Source organism: Sorangium sp. So ce1153 (assembly GCF_051521595.1).
In the GTDB taxonomy this organism is placed as follows: Bacteria; Myxococcota_A; Polyangia; order Polyangiales; family Polyangiaceae; genus Sorangium.
On the sequence record NZ_CP150361.1, the window covers coordinates 8681475 to 8697987 of the forward strand.

12 protein-coding genes are annotated in these 16513 nt (G+C 69.0%); 5 read left to right on the forward strand and 7 right to left on the reverse strand.

What is annotated here, in order from left to right:
* Positions 1-53 precede the first annotated feature (53 nt).
* The 4 genes from WME85_RS31175 to WME85_RS31190 form a co-directional block, all read right to left on the reverse strand.
* Entirely contained in the window at positions 54-1430 is a 1377-nt protein-coding gene (locus WME85_RS31175; protein WP_437826581.1) for a TfuA-like protein, read from the reverse strand.
* Positions 1427-2725 carry a YcaO-like family protein gene (locus WME85_RS31180; protein WP_437826583.1) on the reverse strand — a complete coding sequence of 433 codons (1299 nt, stop codon included), beginning with the start codon at positions 2723-2725 and terminating at the stop codon, positions 1427-1429. The genes WME85_RS31175 and WME85_RS31180 overlap by 4 nt, the downstream gene beginning before the upstream one ends.
* Positions 2722-3135 (reverse strand): hypothetical protein, encoded by a 414-nt coding sequence (locus tag WME85_RS31185; protein ID WP_437826585.1) that lies wholly within the window; start codon positions 3133-3135, stop codon positions 2722-2724. The genes WME85_RS31180 and WME85_RS31185 overlap by 4 nt, the downstream gene beginning before the upstream one ends.
* Before the next feature lie 93 nt (positions 3136-3228).
* A complete protein-coding gene (locus tag WME85_RS31190) occupies positions 3229-6750 on the reverse strand; it encodes an ATP-binding protein (protein ID WP_437826586.1) in 3522 nt (1173 codons plus the stop codon).
* A 676-nt stretch (positions 6751-7426) separates the two neighbouring features.
* On the opposite strand from WME85_RS31190, the gene WME85_RS31195 reads away from it, so the two are divergent.
* The 5 genes from WME85_RS31195 to WME85_RS31215 all read left to right on the forward strand — a co-directional run bounded on the left by WME85_RS31195 (position 7427) and on the right by WME85_RS31215 (position 13532).
* A complete protein-coding gene (locus WME85_RS31195) occupies positions 7427-8827 on the forward strand; it encodes a hypothetical protein (RefSeq protein ID WP_437826588.1) in 1401 nt (466 codons plus the stop codon).
* 55 nt (positions 8828-8882) lie between these two features.
* Positions 8883-9779 carry an HAD family hydrolase gene (locus WME85_RS31200; protein ID WP_437826590.1) on the forward strand — a complete coding sequence of 299 codons (897 nt, stop codon included), beginning with the start codon at positions 8883-8885 and terminating at the stop codon, positions 9777-9779.
* Positions 9780-9906: 127 nt separating this feature from the next.
* Positions 9907-10290: a hypothetical protein gene (locus tag WME85_RS31205; RefSeq protein ID WP_437826592.1), complete on the forward strand. Its 384-nt coding sequence runs from the start codon at positions 9907-9909 to the stop codon at positions 10288-10290.
* A 159-nt stretch (positions 10291-10449) separates the two neighbouring features.
* Positions 10450-12528, forward strand: a complete 2079-nt coding sequence (locus WME85_RS31210) for a hypothetical protein (RefSeq protein ID WP_437826594.1) — start codon at positions 10450-10452, stop codon at positions 12526-12528.
* 11 nt (positions 12529-12539) lie between these two features.
* The gene (locus tag WME85_RS31215; protein WP_437826596.1) at positions 12540-13532 is read left to right on the forward strand and encodes a S1 family peptidase; all 993 of its coding nucleotides are present in this window, start codon (positions 12540-12542) and stop codon (positions 13530-13532) included.
* A 178-nt stretch (positions 13533-13710) separates the two neighbouring features.
* Here the strand turns inward: WME85_RS31215 and WME85_RS31220 are convergent, their stop codons facing one another.
* The 3 genes from WME85_RS31220 to WME85_RS31230 all read right to left on the reverse strand — a co-directional run bounded on the left by WME85_RS31220 (position 13711) and on the right by WME85_RS31230 (position 16506).
* Entirely contained in the window at positions 13711-13860 is a 150-nt protein-coding gene (locus WME85_RS31220) for a hypothetical protein (RefSeq protein ID WP_437826598.1), read from the reverse strand.
* A 63-nt stretch (positions 13861-13923) separates the two neighbouring features.
* Positions 13924-14874 (reverse strand): N-acetyl-gamma-glutamyl-phosphate reductase, encoded by a 951-nt coding sequence (argC, locus tag WME85_RS31225; RefSeq protein ID WP_437826599.1) that lies wholly within the window; start codon positions 14872-14874, stop codon positions 13924-13926.
* A gap of 87 nt (positions 14875-14961) precedes the next feature.
* Complete coding sequence (locus WME85_RS31230; protein ID WP_437826601.1) at positions 14962-16506, reverse strand: IMP dehydrogenase; 1545 nt, start codon at positions 16504-16506, stop codon at positions 14962-14964.
* Positions 16507-16513 lie beyond the last annotated feature (7 nt).

The following is a 16513-nucleotide window of genomic DNA, read 5'->3' on the forward strand; positions in this document are numbered from 1 at the left end:
GATCCGCCCGACGCGGGGCGCGCAAGGCTGTCCGGCCCGGCCGGCGGACAGCCTCACGCGCCGCCGGCATGGGCGGGGGGTTTCTCGGTCCACCGTAGATACGAAGCTTCGCGGAGCAGCGCGCGTCGCAGGGAGTCCACGTCGGCGAAGCCCGCGGCGCGCGCGTACGCCGCGACATCGCGCGGGATCGGCTGGCCGAGCCGCTCTTCGAAATACCACCGGAGCAGCTCGGCCTCGGACAGGCCCACGTCCGCGAGGCTCGGGGCGAGCGCCCCGCGCGCCGCGAGCACGCGCTGCTTGTCCGAAGCGCGTGCGGCCAGGGCGGCGTAACGCCCCTCGGCGCGCAAGGAATCCGGCAAGACCTCCCGCGCGTCCACCTCCAGCGTCGCCTCCGCCCACCGCACCCGGGCCTCGTCCAGGAAGAATCTCTCGAGGTCCCGCACGTCGTGCTCCCGCGCCCATCGCGAGCGCTCGAGCTCGTCGTGGAGACCTCGCTCGACACAGAAGGCTTCGACCGCGCTCTCCAGCCCGTGCTCCCCGATGGACGCGTTGCGCTGGCGCGCGAGCTCCAACGCGAGCGCGCGCGACATGGCCCCTCGCCAGGCCGCTGCGTAAGCCGCCGAGAGCTGCAGCTCCTCGGCGAGCGCTTCGTGCGACACGGCCCCTTCGGCTGGCGTCGCCGGCGACGAGCTCACCGAGAGGCGGCCCGCCGTGCGCACGGCGTGCTCCCACACGTTGGTGTGCTGGAACCGGTAACGCACCGCCTTTGGCTCGATCCCCTGCACGGTCCGCGCGCGCATGCGCTCCAGCATCGCGATCGCATCGAGGCGCTTCTGATTGACCCGCCCGCGGGGCAGGAAACCTCGCAGCGCCTCGATCGCCTCGCTCGGCACGCCCGCGTCGAGGCCCCGGGCGAGCACGAGCGACCAGGTCCGCTCCGCGTAGAAGACGTCCTTCGCGATCTGCGCGAGCCCGTCGCGCAAACCGTCGTCGATGACGCCCGCCGCGGCCGCCGCGCGGAGCGTGCTGCGGATGTTCACCATGGCCTCGGAGACCGCGCGATATCCGTGCTCGGCGGCCCCGTGCGCCACGGCCACCTCATCGTCGTCTTCGAGCTCGCCGCGCGCGAAGGCCTCGTAGATGGCGCCGATCCCCTCCATCCCGAAGGCGGCGAGCTCCGCCGCACGCAAGGCGCCCATGCTCGCGCTGCCGAAGACGTGGATCCCCTGCGCCATGGCCCAGAGGATCTCCTTGTGCCAGACCGCGGGCACGCGCTGGAACAAGCCGTCGACGATGCCGATGGCCACCGGCCGTTCGAGCGCGCCGCGGTAGACGTCTCCCTGGGCGACGGGCGGCAGGTACGTCGCGTCGAGGTAGACCCGCGCCTCCTCGGCAGAAATCGTGGGGCCGGTGAACACGTAAATCTTCATGTGCTCCTCGCCTTCAAACGCGCGCGGGCGCGCGGGCCGGGGACATAGCCAGGCAATCCCTCGATGCTCTCCAGGCCCGGGATGACGACGCGCACCACCGGCAGCCCGATCTCGGCCTTGGAGAGGTCGACGACCGCGATCTGCTCGACGCCGGTTGCGTGGAGCTGCCGGATTTCCCAGCGGATGTCGTCCTCGAAGGTGCCGTTCTCCTGGGTCGGCGCGTCGCCGAAGCGGCGCCCCGGCGGCCCGGCGCGCATCTCCGCCAGGACGCGGCGGTGCAGATCCGCGTCGAGGCGCTGGGTGTACTCGGTTCGGCTCATGTCGTCGCGAGAGCCGGTGATCATGGTCATGCGGCTCTGGACGGCCTCGGTGAGCGCGCGCAGGAGGGCCACGTGGCGCGCCGGGTGGCAGCCCGCGCCCGCCGCCGGATAGATCGAGCCGAGCCCGCCGGCTGCGCGCTCCGCGATCATGCAGTGGAACGCGGCGATGCGGATGTCCGAGGTGATCTCCCACGCCGCGACCTCGATGCCAGCCCGGTCGCAGCGGTCGAGCAGCGCTCGGCAGCTCGGGTCGTCCACGCTGTCGAGGTCCAGCCGGGTGGCCCTGCGCGCTTCGTCGTCGAGCAGGCTCCACAGCGTCCCCGCGTCGCGCTCGACGACCTCGCAGATCCCATGGCTGATCGCCTCCAGCGCGTGATTGCCCGAGGCGAGCCCGGTGGAGGTCGTCAAGAACGCGCCGCTGCCCGTGGGCAGCGGGAGCGTGTAGTTGGTGTGCACCAGCTCGAAAGGCACCCAGAGGGGTTCCCTCGTCATCCAGTCGACGCCCTCGATCCACAGCAGCGGCGCGCCCGGGTGAAACGTGCTGCTGGCGAGCCGCGGCAGGAGCTCCATGTCGGCCACGCGGTGGGTGAAGCGGAGCTCGTCGTAGGCGGCGAGCTTCAGGGGCGCCGTGATCCGCTCGGCGTGGAACAGCTCCGCAGCTTCCATTATCCCGGAGGCCTTGGCGGCCGCGAGGTCGACGCCCTTGCCCTGCGAGACGGCGAGCGATCGCGCGTTCGGCCGGCAGACCATCACGACCGGGATGCCGAGGACGTCGAGCCCGGTCACGTTGGCCACCCGGGTGATGCCGAGGACCGCCATCAAGGGCCGCAATCGCTCCACAGTCTCGTCGGGAGACACGAGCCGGTGTGTCCCTCCCTGAAACCGCTTGAAGGTAGTTGCGGGGCGGCCCGCGTCCGGCATGCCGGACGCGGGCGCTCCTGTCTTTGTGCCGCCACGACCCGCGACGTCGCTCATTTCGGCTTGCTCGGCGTCGGCGGCAGCTGCTGGGGAGGTTCCTTGATCATGTTCAGATTGAGCAAATAGCAGGTGAAGAAGGGCTTGAACTGCCGAAATGGCATGTTCGCCACGACCACGCCTTGCTGCAGGAGCGTCCTCGTCAGCCACTCTTTCGGCGGCCCTTGGATCGTGTCGAACTGCGTCCATTCCTCCTTCAGGAGCTGGTAAATATTACCGTCGTCGCTGGCGATCAGGATCGTTTGCGGATCTTTCGATTCCGATGACCGCATCTTGGCGTCGGGGTGATTCTCGGGGCTCACGACCGTCCGCCGGGCCCTCCCCGAGCCCGTGAGCGCATTCCGAATGTCTTCCGGGAGATCGAGGGGCGACATCACGTTCGGGAGCTTTTTGTGGTCGTCGTTTTCCATGGTTGGTTCCTTTCTCCAAGCACGCGTCAGCGTGCACAGGCACCTTGAGTGTGCTTCACGCGTCGACCACCGAGATGTTCCGGCGGGAGACTCTTAGAGGTAGACGAGGTGCTTCGCGGCCTCGATGGCCCGCTCGAGGTGTGCGCGCGCGTCGGCCGCACGGGCGTCGCGCGCGGCGAGGGTGGCTTCGCCGAGCGGCACCGCGAGGCTGTCGGGGAGGCGCTGCTGCTTGGGCTCGATCAGCGCGCGGGCATGCTCGACGGCCTCGTCGATCTGGCCGGCGTCGAGCTCGATGCCCATGAGCGGCACGAGCGCCATCCACTGGAATGGATACACGAGAGCGAGCGAGCGCCATGTCTCGAGGGCTGTTTGCAAGCGCGATGCCGCGCCCGTCGGATCGCCCTCGCAGAGCGCGACCCAGCCGAGGTTCGCGCGCGCCGCGCCGACGTAATCCATCATCTTGCCCTCGATCGCGACCGTCAGGGTCTGCTCGGCCAGCGCGCGGGTCCGGGCGATCGCGCGGCGCCTTCGGTGCGTCATCATCAGGTAGGCCAGGCATCGCGACTGCAGGGTCACGTCGCCCAACCGCTCGGCGTCGCGCAGCGCCGCGCCGAGCTCCGCCTCCGCCTCCGAGAGATCGCCGTGGAAGAGCAGCGTGAAGCCGAGCGCGAAGCGCGCCCCGGCGATCTCGTTCGGATCGCCCGTCTCCTCGCTGGCCGCCATGGACGCGCGCGCGTAGCGCGCGGTCTCGCCTGAGGCGACGTAGCGATCGCGCCGCAGATCCATGTGCATGACGGCCTGGAAGAACTGCACGCGCTGCCGCGGCGTGCCGCGCCGCTCCACGTGCGGGCGCACCTGCTCGACCAGCGCGGCGAGCGCGTCGACCTGCGCGAGCCAGTAGTGGACCCACGTCCGATCCATCTGCACGTGCACCCACGCGTGCCACCACGCGTCCGCGGCATCGCCGACGCCCTCCGGCGGCGCCGCCCCGAGCGCCTCCTCGGCGAGCGCGTAGCACCGCAGCGCCTCCTCGTGGCGGTGGTGCGTCTCCCAGGTCTTGCCGATCTTGCGGTGCAGCCGCGCGCGCGCGATACCGTCTCCCTCTGGCATCTGCGCGAGCGCCTGGGTGTACTCGGCCCGCGCCTCCTCCTGGCGGCCCGTGATCGCGAGCACGTCGCCGAGGCCCTCATGCACGCGCTCTTCGGGGTCGAGCGGCACCCCCGCGCCAGCGGCCCCCGGAGCGCGCGCCGCCTGCGCCTCCGTGAGGGCGCTCCGGTAGAACGCGATCGCCTCGCCGTTTGCATGCACCGCGCGGGCCCGATCGCCGGCGCGCGCGAAGTGGACGCTCGCCCTGTCGTGCACCTCGGCCCTGGCGAAGTGGTGCGCGAGCTGCGCGTGGAGCTCCGGCGCGCCGGGCGACCGTGCCTCGATCGCGGCCGCGGCTCGGCCGTGCAGCGCGCGGCGCTGCTCCTCCGGGATGCGCTCGTACCCGATCTCCCGGATCTTGTCGTGCACGAAGCGCAGCCGACCGGGCGAGGGCTCCTCGATCACCTGGCGCACCCGCAGCGTCTCCAGCGCCTCGAGCAGCGCCGTGTCCTCCAGCCCCGACGCCGCCGCGAGCAGCTCGCCGTCGAACTCCCGCCCCAGCACCGACGCCCACTCCGCCAGCCTCCGCGCCGGCCCCCCGAGCGCCGACAGCCTGCGAGCGATGAGGTCCGCGAGCACCGTAGGCAGCGGCAACGACACGGGCGGCCGGTGATCCTCCTCGGCACGCTCGTGCACCCGCCACCGCCCTCTCCGATCGCGCGTCACCAGCCGCTCGCCGATCGCCGCCCGCAGGTACTCGCCCACGAAGAACGGGTTCCCTTCTGCGCTGCCGGCGACGAGCTCCACGAGATTGCGGGGTGGATGGGCCAGCGCGAGCATGCCCGAGATCATCTCTCCCACGCTCACATCGCTCAGGCGGCCGACCGTGAGGTGCTGCGCCCAGGGCGCGCGCACGATCGGCGCAAGGTCGGCCGAGATCTCCTCCATCCGGTACGTCCCGAGGATCAGCAGCTCTCGATCGACCAGCCCCTTGCTGGCGAGGTGCTCCAGGAACGCAAGTGACAGCTCGTCGGCCCACTGGAGGTCGTCGATGACGATGAGAAGGCACCGGCGCTCGGCGAGCGCGTAGATCGCGCGCGCCAGCGTGTCGAACACGCGCTGGCGCGCCTGCTCCGGCGGCAGCGGCGGCGGGTCCGGCAGCTGCGCCACCCAGGGGATGTCCAGGATCGAAGGCTCGTAGAGCGCGAGCACCTTCGCGCCGTCCCCGAGCAACGACGCGCGCTCCACGTCGCCGTGCTCGCGGCAGCGGTCCACGATGGCGAGTATTGAAGGGCGGAACGGGTGGAGCGGCGCACCGCCGAGCGCGCCGTCGCCACCGGACTCAGCGACGCACTCGCTCATGACCACCAAGAACCCCCGCTTGCGCGCAAGCGCGGCGGCCTCCATGGCGAGGCGGGTCTTGCCGATTCCGCTCTCGCCGCCGAGGAACAGGCAGGATCCGTCGCCCTTGAAGGCGCTCGCGAGCGCCCCCTCGATGCGCCGCAGGGCCTCGTTGCGCCCGGAGAACGTGGGCCGATAGATGTAGAGCTCGGCCTTGGGCAGGTCCGGCGCGGTCCAGTCCTCGGCCCCCAGCTCGCCGAGCATCGCGGCGAGGTCGTCGGCGTGCCCCAACCGATCCTGCGGCTTCTTCTCGAGGAGCCGCAGGAGGACCTCCTCGAGCTGCGCAGGGATGCCGTCCACGAGCAGCGAGGGCGGCCGGGGCGGTTGATAGAGATGTTGCTGGAACAAGAGGACCGGCTGCGCGCCCAGGAAGGGCGGGTAGCCGGTGATGCATTGGTAGAGAATGCACCCGAGCGCATAGAGATCGGCCCGCGCGTCCACGGGCTCGCCGAGGATCTGCTCGGGCGCCATGTACCGGGGCGTGCCGGCGAAATCGGCCTGCTCCAGCGTCTCGCGCCCGCGCGCGCCGCCGAAGTACGTGGAGATGCCGAAGTCCACCAGCACCGGCGTGCTGTCCGGGCGGACGAACACGTTCGCGGGCTTCAGGTCGCGGTGCACGAGCCCGCTGCCGTGAAGGAACGACAGCGGCCGGCAGAGCTTCCGCATCAAGGAGAGCATCGGCAGCAGCGGCGGCGTCCCCCTTCGCTTCCACGCCACCGTCCCTTCGTCCGCGAGCGTTCCCGCGCCTCGCGGAATGGTCCGCTCCGAATCCACCGTCGCCGCGCGCTGACTCTCCACCCCCTCCCAGAGCTCGACGATATGGTCCTGAAGCGTTCGGCCTTGCAGCAGCTCCATCGCGTACCACGGCAGCCCGCCCGCAACGCCCTGGCCCAGGATCCTCACGATGCCCGGGTGCCGGACGCGCGTCAGCGCGTGGATCTCCCGCCGGATGCTGCCCAGCGACGTCTCGGCGGGCACGAAGACCGTCTTGACCGCGGCTGCCGCGCCTGTCTGTTGGTGCTCGCCGTGGTAGACGACGCCCATCCCGCCGCGCCCGAGGATCCCGCGGATCCGATACGGTCCAACGACGGTGGGGAGGGGAGCGTCTCCTGATTCAGCCGTTGCCACGGGGCGCCATGCTACCGCGTCCCGCCAACGTGTGTCATGACCAAAACAAATTCGCCCAACTGAAGTCCCGGCGTGCCATTTTCGCGCGCGCGCGAATTGTGACGAAGCCGTCGCCCCTTCCCCGCGTCCTGTGCGCCCTGGGCTCCGCTCGCCGCGACCCACGCGCTCGCCGGCCCCGTAGGAGCGCGCGCGAGCGAGAGCATTCCGGCCATCAAGGCTTCACAAACAGCGACAACGCAGGTGTCGCGCCGCCAGTTCGGCGCTTCTCCTCTGCCCGCGGGTGCCGATTGTCGGCCGGCATGCCGGGCGATCTGCCGGCCGGCAGATCGCCCGGCATGCCGCCGATCTGTCGGCCGACAGATCGCCCGGCACATCCGCGCCAACCGCCGCTATGGCGTCGGCCGATCTATCGCAATGGATCGGCGTATCGCCGACGAATCGAATTTGCGCCTATCGATGAAATCTTCACGGCACACTGGATCGGTTGGGGTGCAGTCCCACGAGCGACGTTGCGTGATCGACTCCGCCCGCGCTGGCACACGGGTTGCCATGGCGACAAGGCGCCTGCCACGACGACTGAAGACCGGCAGGACGAGACGAAGTGCCCTCAACCATGAGGTTTGCCATGCCCGGACCCAACGATGTCTCTCAATCGGACCCTGGCTCGGATGCTGCGTTGTGCTCGACGTGGGAAGACGATCCCGGCGCCCTCGACGCGCGCGGCGTGCTCGTGAGCGTCCCCTTTCCCGTGCTCGAGAATCAGCCGCTGCCCACGAAGATCGTCATGAACCCTGCGCCTGCGCAGGATCGTTTCCCGGAGGGCACGCCCGGATTTCGGTTCTGGGGCGCCGCCGCCGCGCTCCGTCGCTGCTCCGACTTCTGGGGAGCCATCCTCCCTCAGAACGCGACGTGGAATCCGAGCGTCGGTCCCACCCTCGACATCATCCTCGATGCCGGGGTCGACCTGAATGCCTTTTACGATCGGCAGGCGCTCACGTTCTTTCACGCAACGGTGCTCGGCTCGACGGTGTTCTCCGGAGAGAGCCCGGACATCGTCAGTCACGAGTACGGTCACGCGGTGCTCGACAGCATTGGGGCCGGGCTCTGGAATACCATGTCCATCGAGGTTGACGCGTTCCACGAGTCGTTCGGCGACATGAGCGCGATCCTCGTCGCCTTGCAGCTCCCCTCGATGCGCGCGGCGGTGCTCGCGGAGACCGAAGGTCGCCTCAATCGATCTTCACGCCTCTCGCGCCTGGCCGAGCAGCTCGGCTGGGCCATTCGACAGCTCAATCCCAGCGCCGTCGAGCGCGATTGTCTCCGCGACGCCGCCAATTTGTTCTTTTACCAGTCCCCGGACGAGCTGCCGACATCCGGCCCTGCCACGATACTCACGTCGGAGCCGCACTCGCTCTCGCGCGTCTTTACGGCCGCGTTCCTCGACGCGCTCGCGGGGATGTTCTCCAGCCGGCCGGGACAGAAGGAAGAGGAGCTCCTGGAGGTGAGCCGGGACATGGCGTCCCTGCTCGTCGAAGCCGTCCGGAGCTCGCCGATCGTCCCCAGCTACATGAGCCAGGTGGGCGCACACCTGCTCCGCGCGGCGATGAAGAAGAACCAAGGGTATGCCGAGGCGATCAAGGTCGGGCTCGTCCGCCACGGCTTGCTCTCCATCCCGGGCGCCGTGACCGTCGCGACGGCTCACGTGCCGGTCGGCGTGGCCGCTGGGCTGGGCGGGCAGCCTGTGCCCCACGATCTGGACGTGTCGGGTTACGGCCTCAACGTGTCCACGATCCGCGTGCAGGCGACGTCCGCGCAGCGGCGCTTCAGCGTGGCGGGGGCTTCGAAGTCGGTCGGCGACGTCGCGGTCGCCTCGCCCGAGGACGCGGCGCGGGCGTTCTTCGAGGACCTCCTGCGGCGTGGTCGCCTCGATCCAAAGGGCTTCGCCAACCCTGGCCTCACGATCTTCGATCCTTCCTCGTTCAAGACCCACGAGATCGTCGATGAGCAGGGCACGGTGACCTTGCGTCGCCGCCGCATCGACTGCATTCCGCGCCGCCCGCACCCCGCACAGCCCTGATAACGACGCTCGCGATTCGAGGCGAGCTGTCTTCTGGAATCGAGGAGCACGCGCCATGGATATCCAAACCATTCTCCCATCAAGCGTCCTCTTGCTGGACCTGGGGGGCACCCTCGAGCACGGCGGCGTCGTGCTCCCGGATGCCGCAGGAGCGCTCGATGTGATCTCTGGTTTTCGAACGAGCTCTGGGCAACGGCTCCCCATGGCGCTCGTCTCCGATTTCACGATGCCGGCTCCGGGCGCCGGGTCTGACGAGATCGAGCGGCTCTTCCGCGATCACGTCGACATGCTGAGCCACCTCGGGTTGGCCTCGTATTTTCAGCCTCCCGAGCAGCGGATCACGCTGTCGACGCAGGCCGGGGTACGCAAGCCGCATCGCGCCGTCTTCGAGCTCGCCCTGGAGCGCCTCGGCGTGGCGCCTCGGCTCGACGCGTGCCTCTTCGTCACCGAGAGCGCCGAGCACGTCGGCGCGTGCCGCGCTCTCGGGATGCACGCGCTCCGATTCGGTCCTGACGGCGATTTCGACGCGTGGTCCGCCGGCCCGCTCATCCTCGCGCGCGTGCTCGGGATCCGCGACGCCGAGGCGCTGGGTTCCGCGCTCGATCTGCGGCTCCACCGCCGGTTCGGGCAGCGGCTCCTTCGCGTCGAATCCATCGCGGAGTCGGGCGACGGCGGCGCGCGCATCTCCGCGCTGGTGGGCGACGCCCCGGATAGCCCGACGCCCGTCGCCGCCGACATCACGCTTGCACGGTCCGGCGACGTCGCCGCGCTCGCGGTCGACGGATCCCCGGTAGGTGCGCGCGCGGACGCGGATCTATACAGACGTGTTCTCGACGACAATGCCAGGATTGCGCCCGCGGGCGCCGATCTGCCCCCGGGCGCCACGCATACGCTGGAGCCTGGCCCCGACGGTGACATGGTCTTGCGCCGCCGCCGGTACTCCATTCTGTGAACACCGGCCGTCCAAGCCTGGACGAGCCGCTCTGCGATACGAGGGTGTTATGGGACGTGAAATTGTACGTGACGACGTGATGCGAGCTCGCTCGGCAGCAAGGCAGGCGGGCGGCGAGGCTCCTCCGATGGACACCTTCAGGGAGCGGCTTATCAAGCTGATCCCGAGCGAGGTCATCGGCACGTTCCTCGTGATCGACGGCCTCCTCCAGGCCGGAGCGGGTCAGGTGCCGCTCGAGCCGGTCTTCTGGCTCCTCTTCTCGCTCTTCCTGGTGGGAACGCCGCTTTACCTGTGGCGGGTCGAGCAGGTCAGAGGCCCATTACAGCTCACGCTGTCCATGTTCTCGTTCGGCGTGTGGGTGTTCGCGACTGGAGGCGTGATTCGCCAGGTCGTCCCCACGTTCACGCCCGTCATGGGGGGGCTGCTGCTCGCTGCATACACGTTCGTGGCTGCGGTCCTGCTCGGACCGAAGAAGGCATCGCCGGAGGGGGTGCCTTCACCGGGCGGCTGAATCAGCACATCCCGGCTGGCGCCGGACGCAAGAACCGCGCTGTAGAACGCAATCGATTCGTCGGACGGCGGCTGGAGCAGCGCTGGCCCGCCATGGCGCCGCTCGGACCGAACAGCCTCGTGCTCGCTTGAGAGATCGTACTTCCCGAAGGAGGTTCCCTTGACGCCGATCGCTCTATCCAGACATCGAATCCCGCTCGCGGCGTTCATCGCGCTGACCAGCGCTGGTCATCTTGCCTGTGGCGTCGCGACGGCGCTGGCGGCCGACGCAGAGACCATCGAGTTCAAGAGAGACTCGACGTCGAACACCTGGACGCTGGCGCCCGCGCCCGGGTTGCCGTTGTCGCAAGCCGTCGAGCTCCAGATCAAGGTGCCGACCGCGTGCAAAAACGTGCAAGCGACGTTGAAGACCGCCTCGTCCGAGATGACGATCCACCCCGCGAACATCAGCGTCAAAGCGCTCAAGGAAGCGGTGGAGCTGACGCTGGCGGCGACCTGCGACGGCCAGAAGGTCGGGCCGACAGTCTACATGTTCGCGCAGGCGACGCCTCCGCCTCCCAATCCGCAGAGAGATGGGCACAGCTGCGGTCTCGACAGCGTGCGGCTGTCGGGACCGCTCCTGGTATGCTCCCAGCGCACGAAGCAGCTGGAGAGCAAGCGAAACGCCGTGACGCTGCGAAGCGCCTTGCCTGGCGGCATCGACGAGCAGGCCGCGCAGATGGCCGCCGAGCTGCTGCAGATCCTGGCGGAGATCGCGGTGGATCGAGCCCGCGCGAGGGGCTTCTACATCATCCGCGAACGCATCGACAACACGCTTTGCCGCATCGACGACCAGGGCGTGCTCATCGATCCCAAGGCTCCCCCGCCCAAGAAGATCCTCTTGCGGAGGTCCTGCGCGCTGCTGGCCACCGTCCAGCTCAACGACATCGCGGCACAGAGCCAGGCGCTCCAGGCGGCGCTGGTCTCGGATCTGCTCACCTTTGCCGCGCAGGCGCCGCTCAAGGTTGTCATCGCCGCGGGGGACCGGTCCGAGGCGCTCACGACGCTGGCGGCGCTCGTCGAGATGATCACGGCGTCGCTCGAGATCCACTTTCACGGCGGCCACCTCCAGGCGACGCTCCCCAACCCCAAGCTGGTCATCGATCAAGCGATCGAGATGACCTGGTCGTTGGGCAAGCTGGACGAGCTCACATTCAAGATCGCGGTTCAGGCGGCGCGGCGCTGCCTCGTGCAGACCGCCGACCAATGCGATCTGTCCGTGCATATCGAGACGCTCTTGCGCGAAGATTACAAGGAGCAGCTCGAGAGCCTCAAACCCCGCTCGAGTGAGCTCGCCCGTTTGCGCACGCGGGCCGCGGCCTTGGCCCAGATCGTCGTGGACGCGGTGAGCCCCGCGAGCGCCGGCGTCAGCCCGCGCGACCGCTGGCGCCTGACCCTGGAGGTCGCCGGCTGGCTCGCCCAAGCCGTCGTTGACAAGGAATTCCAGGGCAAGCCCCGCGAGCAGCACGAACGGGCACGCGCGATCTTCGAGAACGTACAGCGCCTCTTGCTCGCGATCGTGGACGAGGATCTCCCTACGGCGCTCTCGAAAGGTGCGGCTCTCGTCTCGGACGTGTGCACCAAGAGCTGCGAGGAGGTGGACCAGTTCAAGGTGACGATCCGCGTCGTCGCGACGATCGGCGCGTTTGCCGCCACCTACAGCGGCGGCGGCCCCCCCGACAAGCAGCTGCACGAGGTGCGCAGGAAGCTCATCGAGGATCTCGTAGAGCAGATGACGGACAGGCGCGGGCGCGACAAGGACACCATCGTGTCCGTCGGCGCCAACGCCTCTTTCCTCACGACCGGCGTCGAGGCGGTGCGCGACGCGAAGGGCCACCTCGGCAGCATCAAGTACATGGCACCGCAGCTCGCGCTCCCTCTCGGCGTCGCTGTGGACGGGGGCTGGTCCAAGAGCTTCGGGTGGCACATGATGGCCTATCCCATCGACATTGGCCAGTTCGCCTCGTACTCCACGAGCGAGGGGATCAACACGCCGCGCTGGGACACGATGCTGGTCGCCGGGTTCCAAGCTGGACTCACCCTCGGTCATCAAACGCCGGCGGTCTTCGCGCTCGACGTCCACTATGCGCCGGCCCTCTTCGCCCAGACCTCGAAGACGCTCCTCATGGACAGGCCTGGCGGCGCGCTCCGCGTCGGCCTCAGCATCGGTTATTACGTTCCTTTTTTGGACTTCAATTGATGGAGGATGGCATGCGTCATCGTGCGATCACGTTGCTCGGATTCATCTGTCTCGCCGGTTGCGGCGCGGCGGGCGGGACGCGCGAAGCCTCTCCCGAGCCGCCCGCGCAGCTGCGCGCGCCCGGGGAGGGTCGCCTGCAGGACGCCGATGAACCTGGACGAACACTGGCATTCCGCGCGCAGGCGCCGGAGGGCGGCCACAACGACATCGAGCGCGATCCGCTGGTCACTGGTACATCAGAGCTCGTCCCGTTTGCCGAGATCAAGAGAGAACCGAGCGGTCTGATCAAGGCCCGTGCAGCGTTGGTCACGCGCTCGCAAAGGAGTCGAGACATCGACATCAGCACAAAGATCGTTGGTGGTGATCGGCAGTGCGAGTGGACCGCTGTCGGAGCCATCCTGCGGAATCGCGAGGTGCACTGCTCCGGTACGTTGATCAGCCGGCATGCGGTGCTCACCGCCGCGCACTGTCTCGACACCGAAGACGAGACGCAGTTCACGTTCTCGCTCGACTGCAAGATCACGAGCGCCCCCCGCGCCGCGCTCGTGCGCAACGTGTGGGCGGCCAAGAGATTCCCGTCGAACCGGCCGATCCGTGTGGAGGACGCCGCGAACGACGTGGGCATCCTTTGCCTGTCCGAGCATCCGGGCGTGGTCCCGATGGCCATCCCACGCAGCGCCCTCCCGGAGTCGACGTACAGGCGGGACAGCCTGGCGTTCGTCGGTTATGGCCTGTCCGATCCGTCGGACCGCGGGTCTTACGGTGTTCGCCGCAGAGCGGATATGGAGGTCGGCGAGATCGATGGTGCTTGGTTCTCCTACGGGGACGCGGAGCACAACACCTGCAACATCGACTCTGGCGGCCCCGCGTTTGCCGGCGCCCTGCTCGTCGGCGTCACTTCACTCGGCGACGGGAGCTGCAGGACGACGGGCGTGGATGCCCGTGTGGACCAGAATCTCGATTTCATCGCCGACAAGGTCAGCGCGTGCGAGCGCGGGCGTTGAGAGCTTCACCGCCTGCTGAGCCGTCAGGTCGATCCGCGACGTTGATCCGACGCGCGACCCTGGCCGCAGGTCGGTGGTGCTGTCATTTGCCCAGAGAGGGTTCACATGAAGGCGGTAAGGCGGGAAGATCATTGAGATTTTCTTCCCGCCTTACCGCCTTCATGTTCAAATGACAGCACTACCCGCAGGTCGGCCCGCCGTCCGGGATCTCGCGCGCGACGCGCAGGAGGAACCTGGCGTACGGCGCGCCCTTGATGGGGAACCCGCTCTGCCCCGGCGGAACGGGCAGCCGCGGGCTCCCGTGAACTCGCCGGAAGGCGGCGGACACGCCATGGCATAGCGCACCTTCGCGCCGTTCCCCGCGCCCTCCGACCCGGGCGGCCGCGCCGGGTCAGTCGAGGCCGGTGTCCTCCGGCGTGCCCAGCATCAGATTCATGTTCTGCACCGCCGCGCCGGAGGCGCCTTTGCCGAGGTTGTCGAGCCGCGCCACGAGCAGGATCTGGTCCGGGCCGCCGAACACGAACACGTCGAGTCGGTTCGTGTCGTTGCACCCGAGCGCGCTCAGGTAGCCCTCGTCCAGCGCGCCCTGGCCGCCGGGCGGCATCACGCGGATGAACGGCTCACCGGCGTAATAGGAAGCGTAGAGCTCGTGGACGGCCGCCGGCGTCGCCGGCTGGCTCAGGGCGTCCGCGAACAGGGGCACCGAGACGAGCATGCCCTTGTAGAAGTCGCCGATGACCGGCTCGAAGAAAGGCACCCGGTCGAGGCCGGCGAGCGCGCGCATCTCCGGCAGGTGCTTGTGCTGCAGGGTGAGCGCGTACGGGCGCGGGCCGCGGAGCTGCTCGCGGCGGGCCGCGTCGGCCTGCTCGTAAGCCTGGATCGTCTTGCGACCGGCGCCGCTGTAGCCGGTGAGCGAGCGGGCGACCACGCGGGCGTCCCGGGGCAGGAGGCCGCGCGCGACGAGCGGGACCACGAGGGCGAGGAACCCGGTCGCGTGACACCCGGGCACCGCGACCCGCCGCGCGCTCCGGATGGCGTCGCGCTGGCCGGGGCGGAGCTCCGGGAAGCCGTAGACCCAGCCGTCGGCGGTGCGGTGCGCGGTGCTCGGATCGATGACGCGCGTCCTCGGGTTGTCGATGAGCCCGATGGACTCGCGGGCAGCGTCGTCGGGGAGGCACGTGATGAGGACATCCGCCTCGTTGATCAGCGCGCGGCGCGCCGCCGGGTCCTTGCGCCGCTCCGGGTCGATCTCGAGCAGCTGGAGGTCGCGGCGGCCTTGCAGCCGGTCGCGGATCTGGAGCCCTGTCGTCCCTTCCTGTCCGTCGATGAACACCCGATGCATGGTGGCCCCTTCCATACGCCGGGCGCGCCCCCGGGACCAGCGCCTCGCGCGGCCCGGGGCGCAGTCCCCGGGCTCGGCGCCGGGCCCTCAGGCCTCGCGCGGGCTCGTTCGCGTGTCCTTCAGCATCACGTCGTGCACGCCGCCCTCGTGGATGCTGACCGCCGAGGCGACGGTCAGGCGCGCGCGCATGTACAGGTCGCGCAGCGAGAGGGCGCCGCAGTTGCACATCGTCGAGCGCACCTTGGCGAGCGTGACGTCGAGGTTGTCCTTCAGCTTGCCGGCGTACGGCACGTAGCTGTCGACCCCCTCCTCGAACTCGAGCTGATCCTTCTTCTTGCTGGCGTCGCCGTGGTCGTAGCGCTGCCAGTTGCGCGCGCGGTTGCTCCCCTCGCCCCAGTACTCCTTCATGAACTGGTTGTTCACGCGGACCTTGCGCCCGGGCGCCTCGTCGAAGCGCGCGAAGTAGCGGCCCATCATGACGAAGTCGGCGCCCATCGCGAGCGCGATCGTGATGTGGTAGTCCTGGCTGATGCCGCCGTCGGAGCAGATCGGCACGTAGACACCGGTCTTCTGGAAGTGCTCGTCGCGCGCCTTGGCCACCTCGATCACCGCCGACGCCTGGCCGCGGCCGATGCCCTTCTGCTCGCGCGTGATGCAGATGGAGCCGCCGCCGATGCCGACCTTGACGAAGTCGGCGCCCGCCTCGACGAGGTAGTTGAACCCCTCGCGATCGACCACGTTGCCAGCGCCGATGAGGCCGTGCTTGTAGTTCGACTTCACGAACTCGATGGTGTCGCGCTGCCACTCCGAATAGCCGTCCGACGAGTCGATGCAGAGCACGTCGGCGCCCGCCTCCATCAGCGCCGGCACGCGCTCCCTGTGGTCGCGCGAGTTGATTCCGGCCCCGACGATCAGCCGCTTTTCGCGGTCGACGTTCTCGAGCGGGTGCGCCTGGTGCGACTCGTAGTCCTTGCGGAACACGAGGTATTGCAGGTGCTGCCGCTCGTCGATCACGGGCAGGGTGTTGAGCTTGTGTCGCCAGATGAGCTCGTTGGCCTCCTGCAGATCGAGGCCGACCTTGCCGCAGTGGATCGACTTGAACGGCGTCATGATCTCGCGCACCGGCGTGCTCAACGGCGTCTTGCCGATGCGGTAATCGCGGCTCGTGATGATGCCGAGGAACCTGCCCGTCGGCGTGCCGTCCTCGGTGATCGCGATCGTGGAGTGGCCGGTGCGATCGGTCAGCGCGAGCACGTCTGCCAGCGTCGCTTCCGGGCGCAGGTTCGAGTCGCTGACGACGAACCCGGCCTTGTAGTTCTTCACGCGCCGCACCATCGCGGCTTCCTCTTCGATGCCCTGCGAGCCGTAGACGAACGAAAGGCCGCCGCAGCGCGCGAGCGCGATGGCGAGCTCGGCGCCCGACACCGACTGCATGAGCGCGCTGGTGACGGGCACGTTGATCGTGAGCGGCGCCTGCCTCGGGTCCGGCGGGGTCGCGCTCGGATCTGCCTTGAACCTCACCACGGGGGCCGTGAGGTCGACGTTCGCAGGAACGCAGTCCTTGGTCGTCAGGTTCGGGACGAGCAGGTACTCGCCAAACGTCCTGCTCGGCTCATCGTAGATGAATGCCATGTCGGCT

What these genes read in the sequence shown, in the direction of transcription:
- WME85_RS31175 (WP_437826581.1), bottom strand. Translation starts at nt 1,430, where the DNA reads ATGAAGATTTACGTGTTCACCGGCCCCACGATTTCTGCCGAGGAGGCG.
- WME85_RS31180 (WP_437826583.1), bottom strand. Translation starts at nt 2,725, where the DNA reads ATGAGCGACGTCGCGGGTCGTGGCGGCACAAAGACAGGAGCGCCCGCG.
- WME85_RS31185 (WP_437826585.1), bottom strand. Translation starts at nt 3,135, where the DNA reads ATGGAAAACGACGACCACAAAAAGCTCCCGAACGTGATGTCGCCCCTC.
- WME85_RS31200 (WP_437826590.1), top strand. Translation starts at nt 8,883, where the DNA reads ATGGATATCCAAACCATTCTCCCATCAAGCGTCCTCTTGCTGGACCTG.
- WME85_RS31205 (WP_437826592.1), top strand. Translation starts at nt 9,907, where the DNA reads ATGGACACCTTCAGGGAGCGGCTTATCAAGCTGATCCCGAGCGAGGTC.
- WME85_RS31215 (WP_437826596.1), top strand. Translation starts at nt 12,540, where the DNA reads ATGCGTCATCGTGCGATCACGTTGCTCGGATTCATCTGTCTCGCCGGT.
- argC (WP_437826599.1), bottom strand. Translation starts at nt 14,874, where the DNA reads ATGCATCGGGTGTTCATCGACGGACAGGAAGGGACGACAGGGCTCCAG.
- WME85_RS31230 (WP_437826601.1), bottom strand. Translation starts at nt 16,506, where the DNA reads ATGGCATTCATCTACGATGAGCCGAGCAGGACGTTTGGCGAGTACCTG.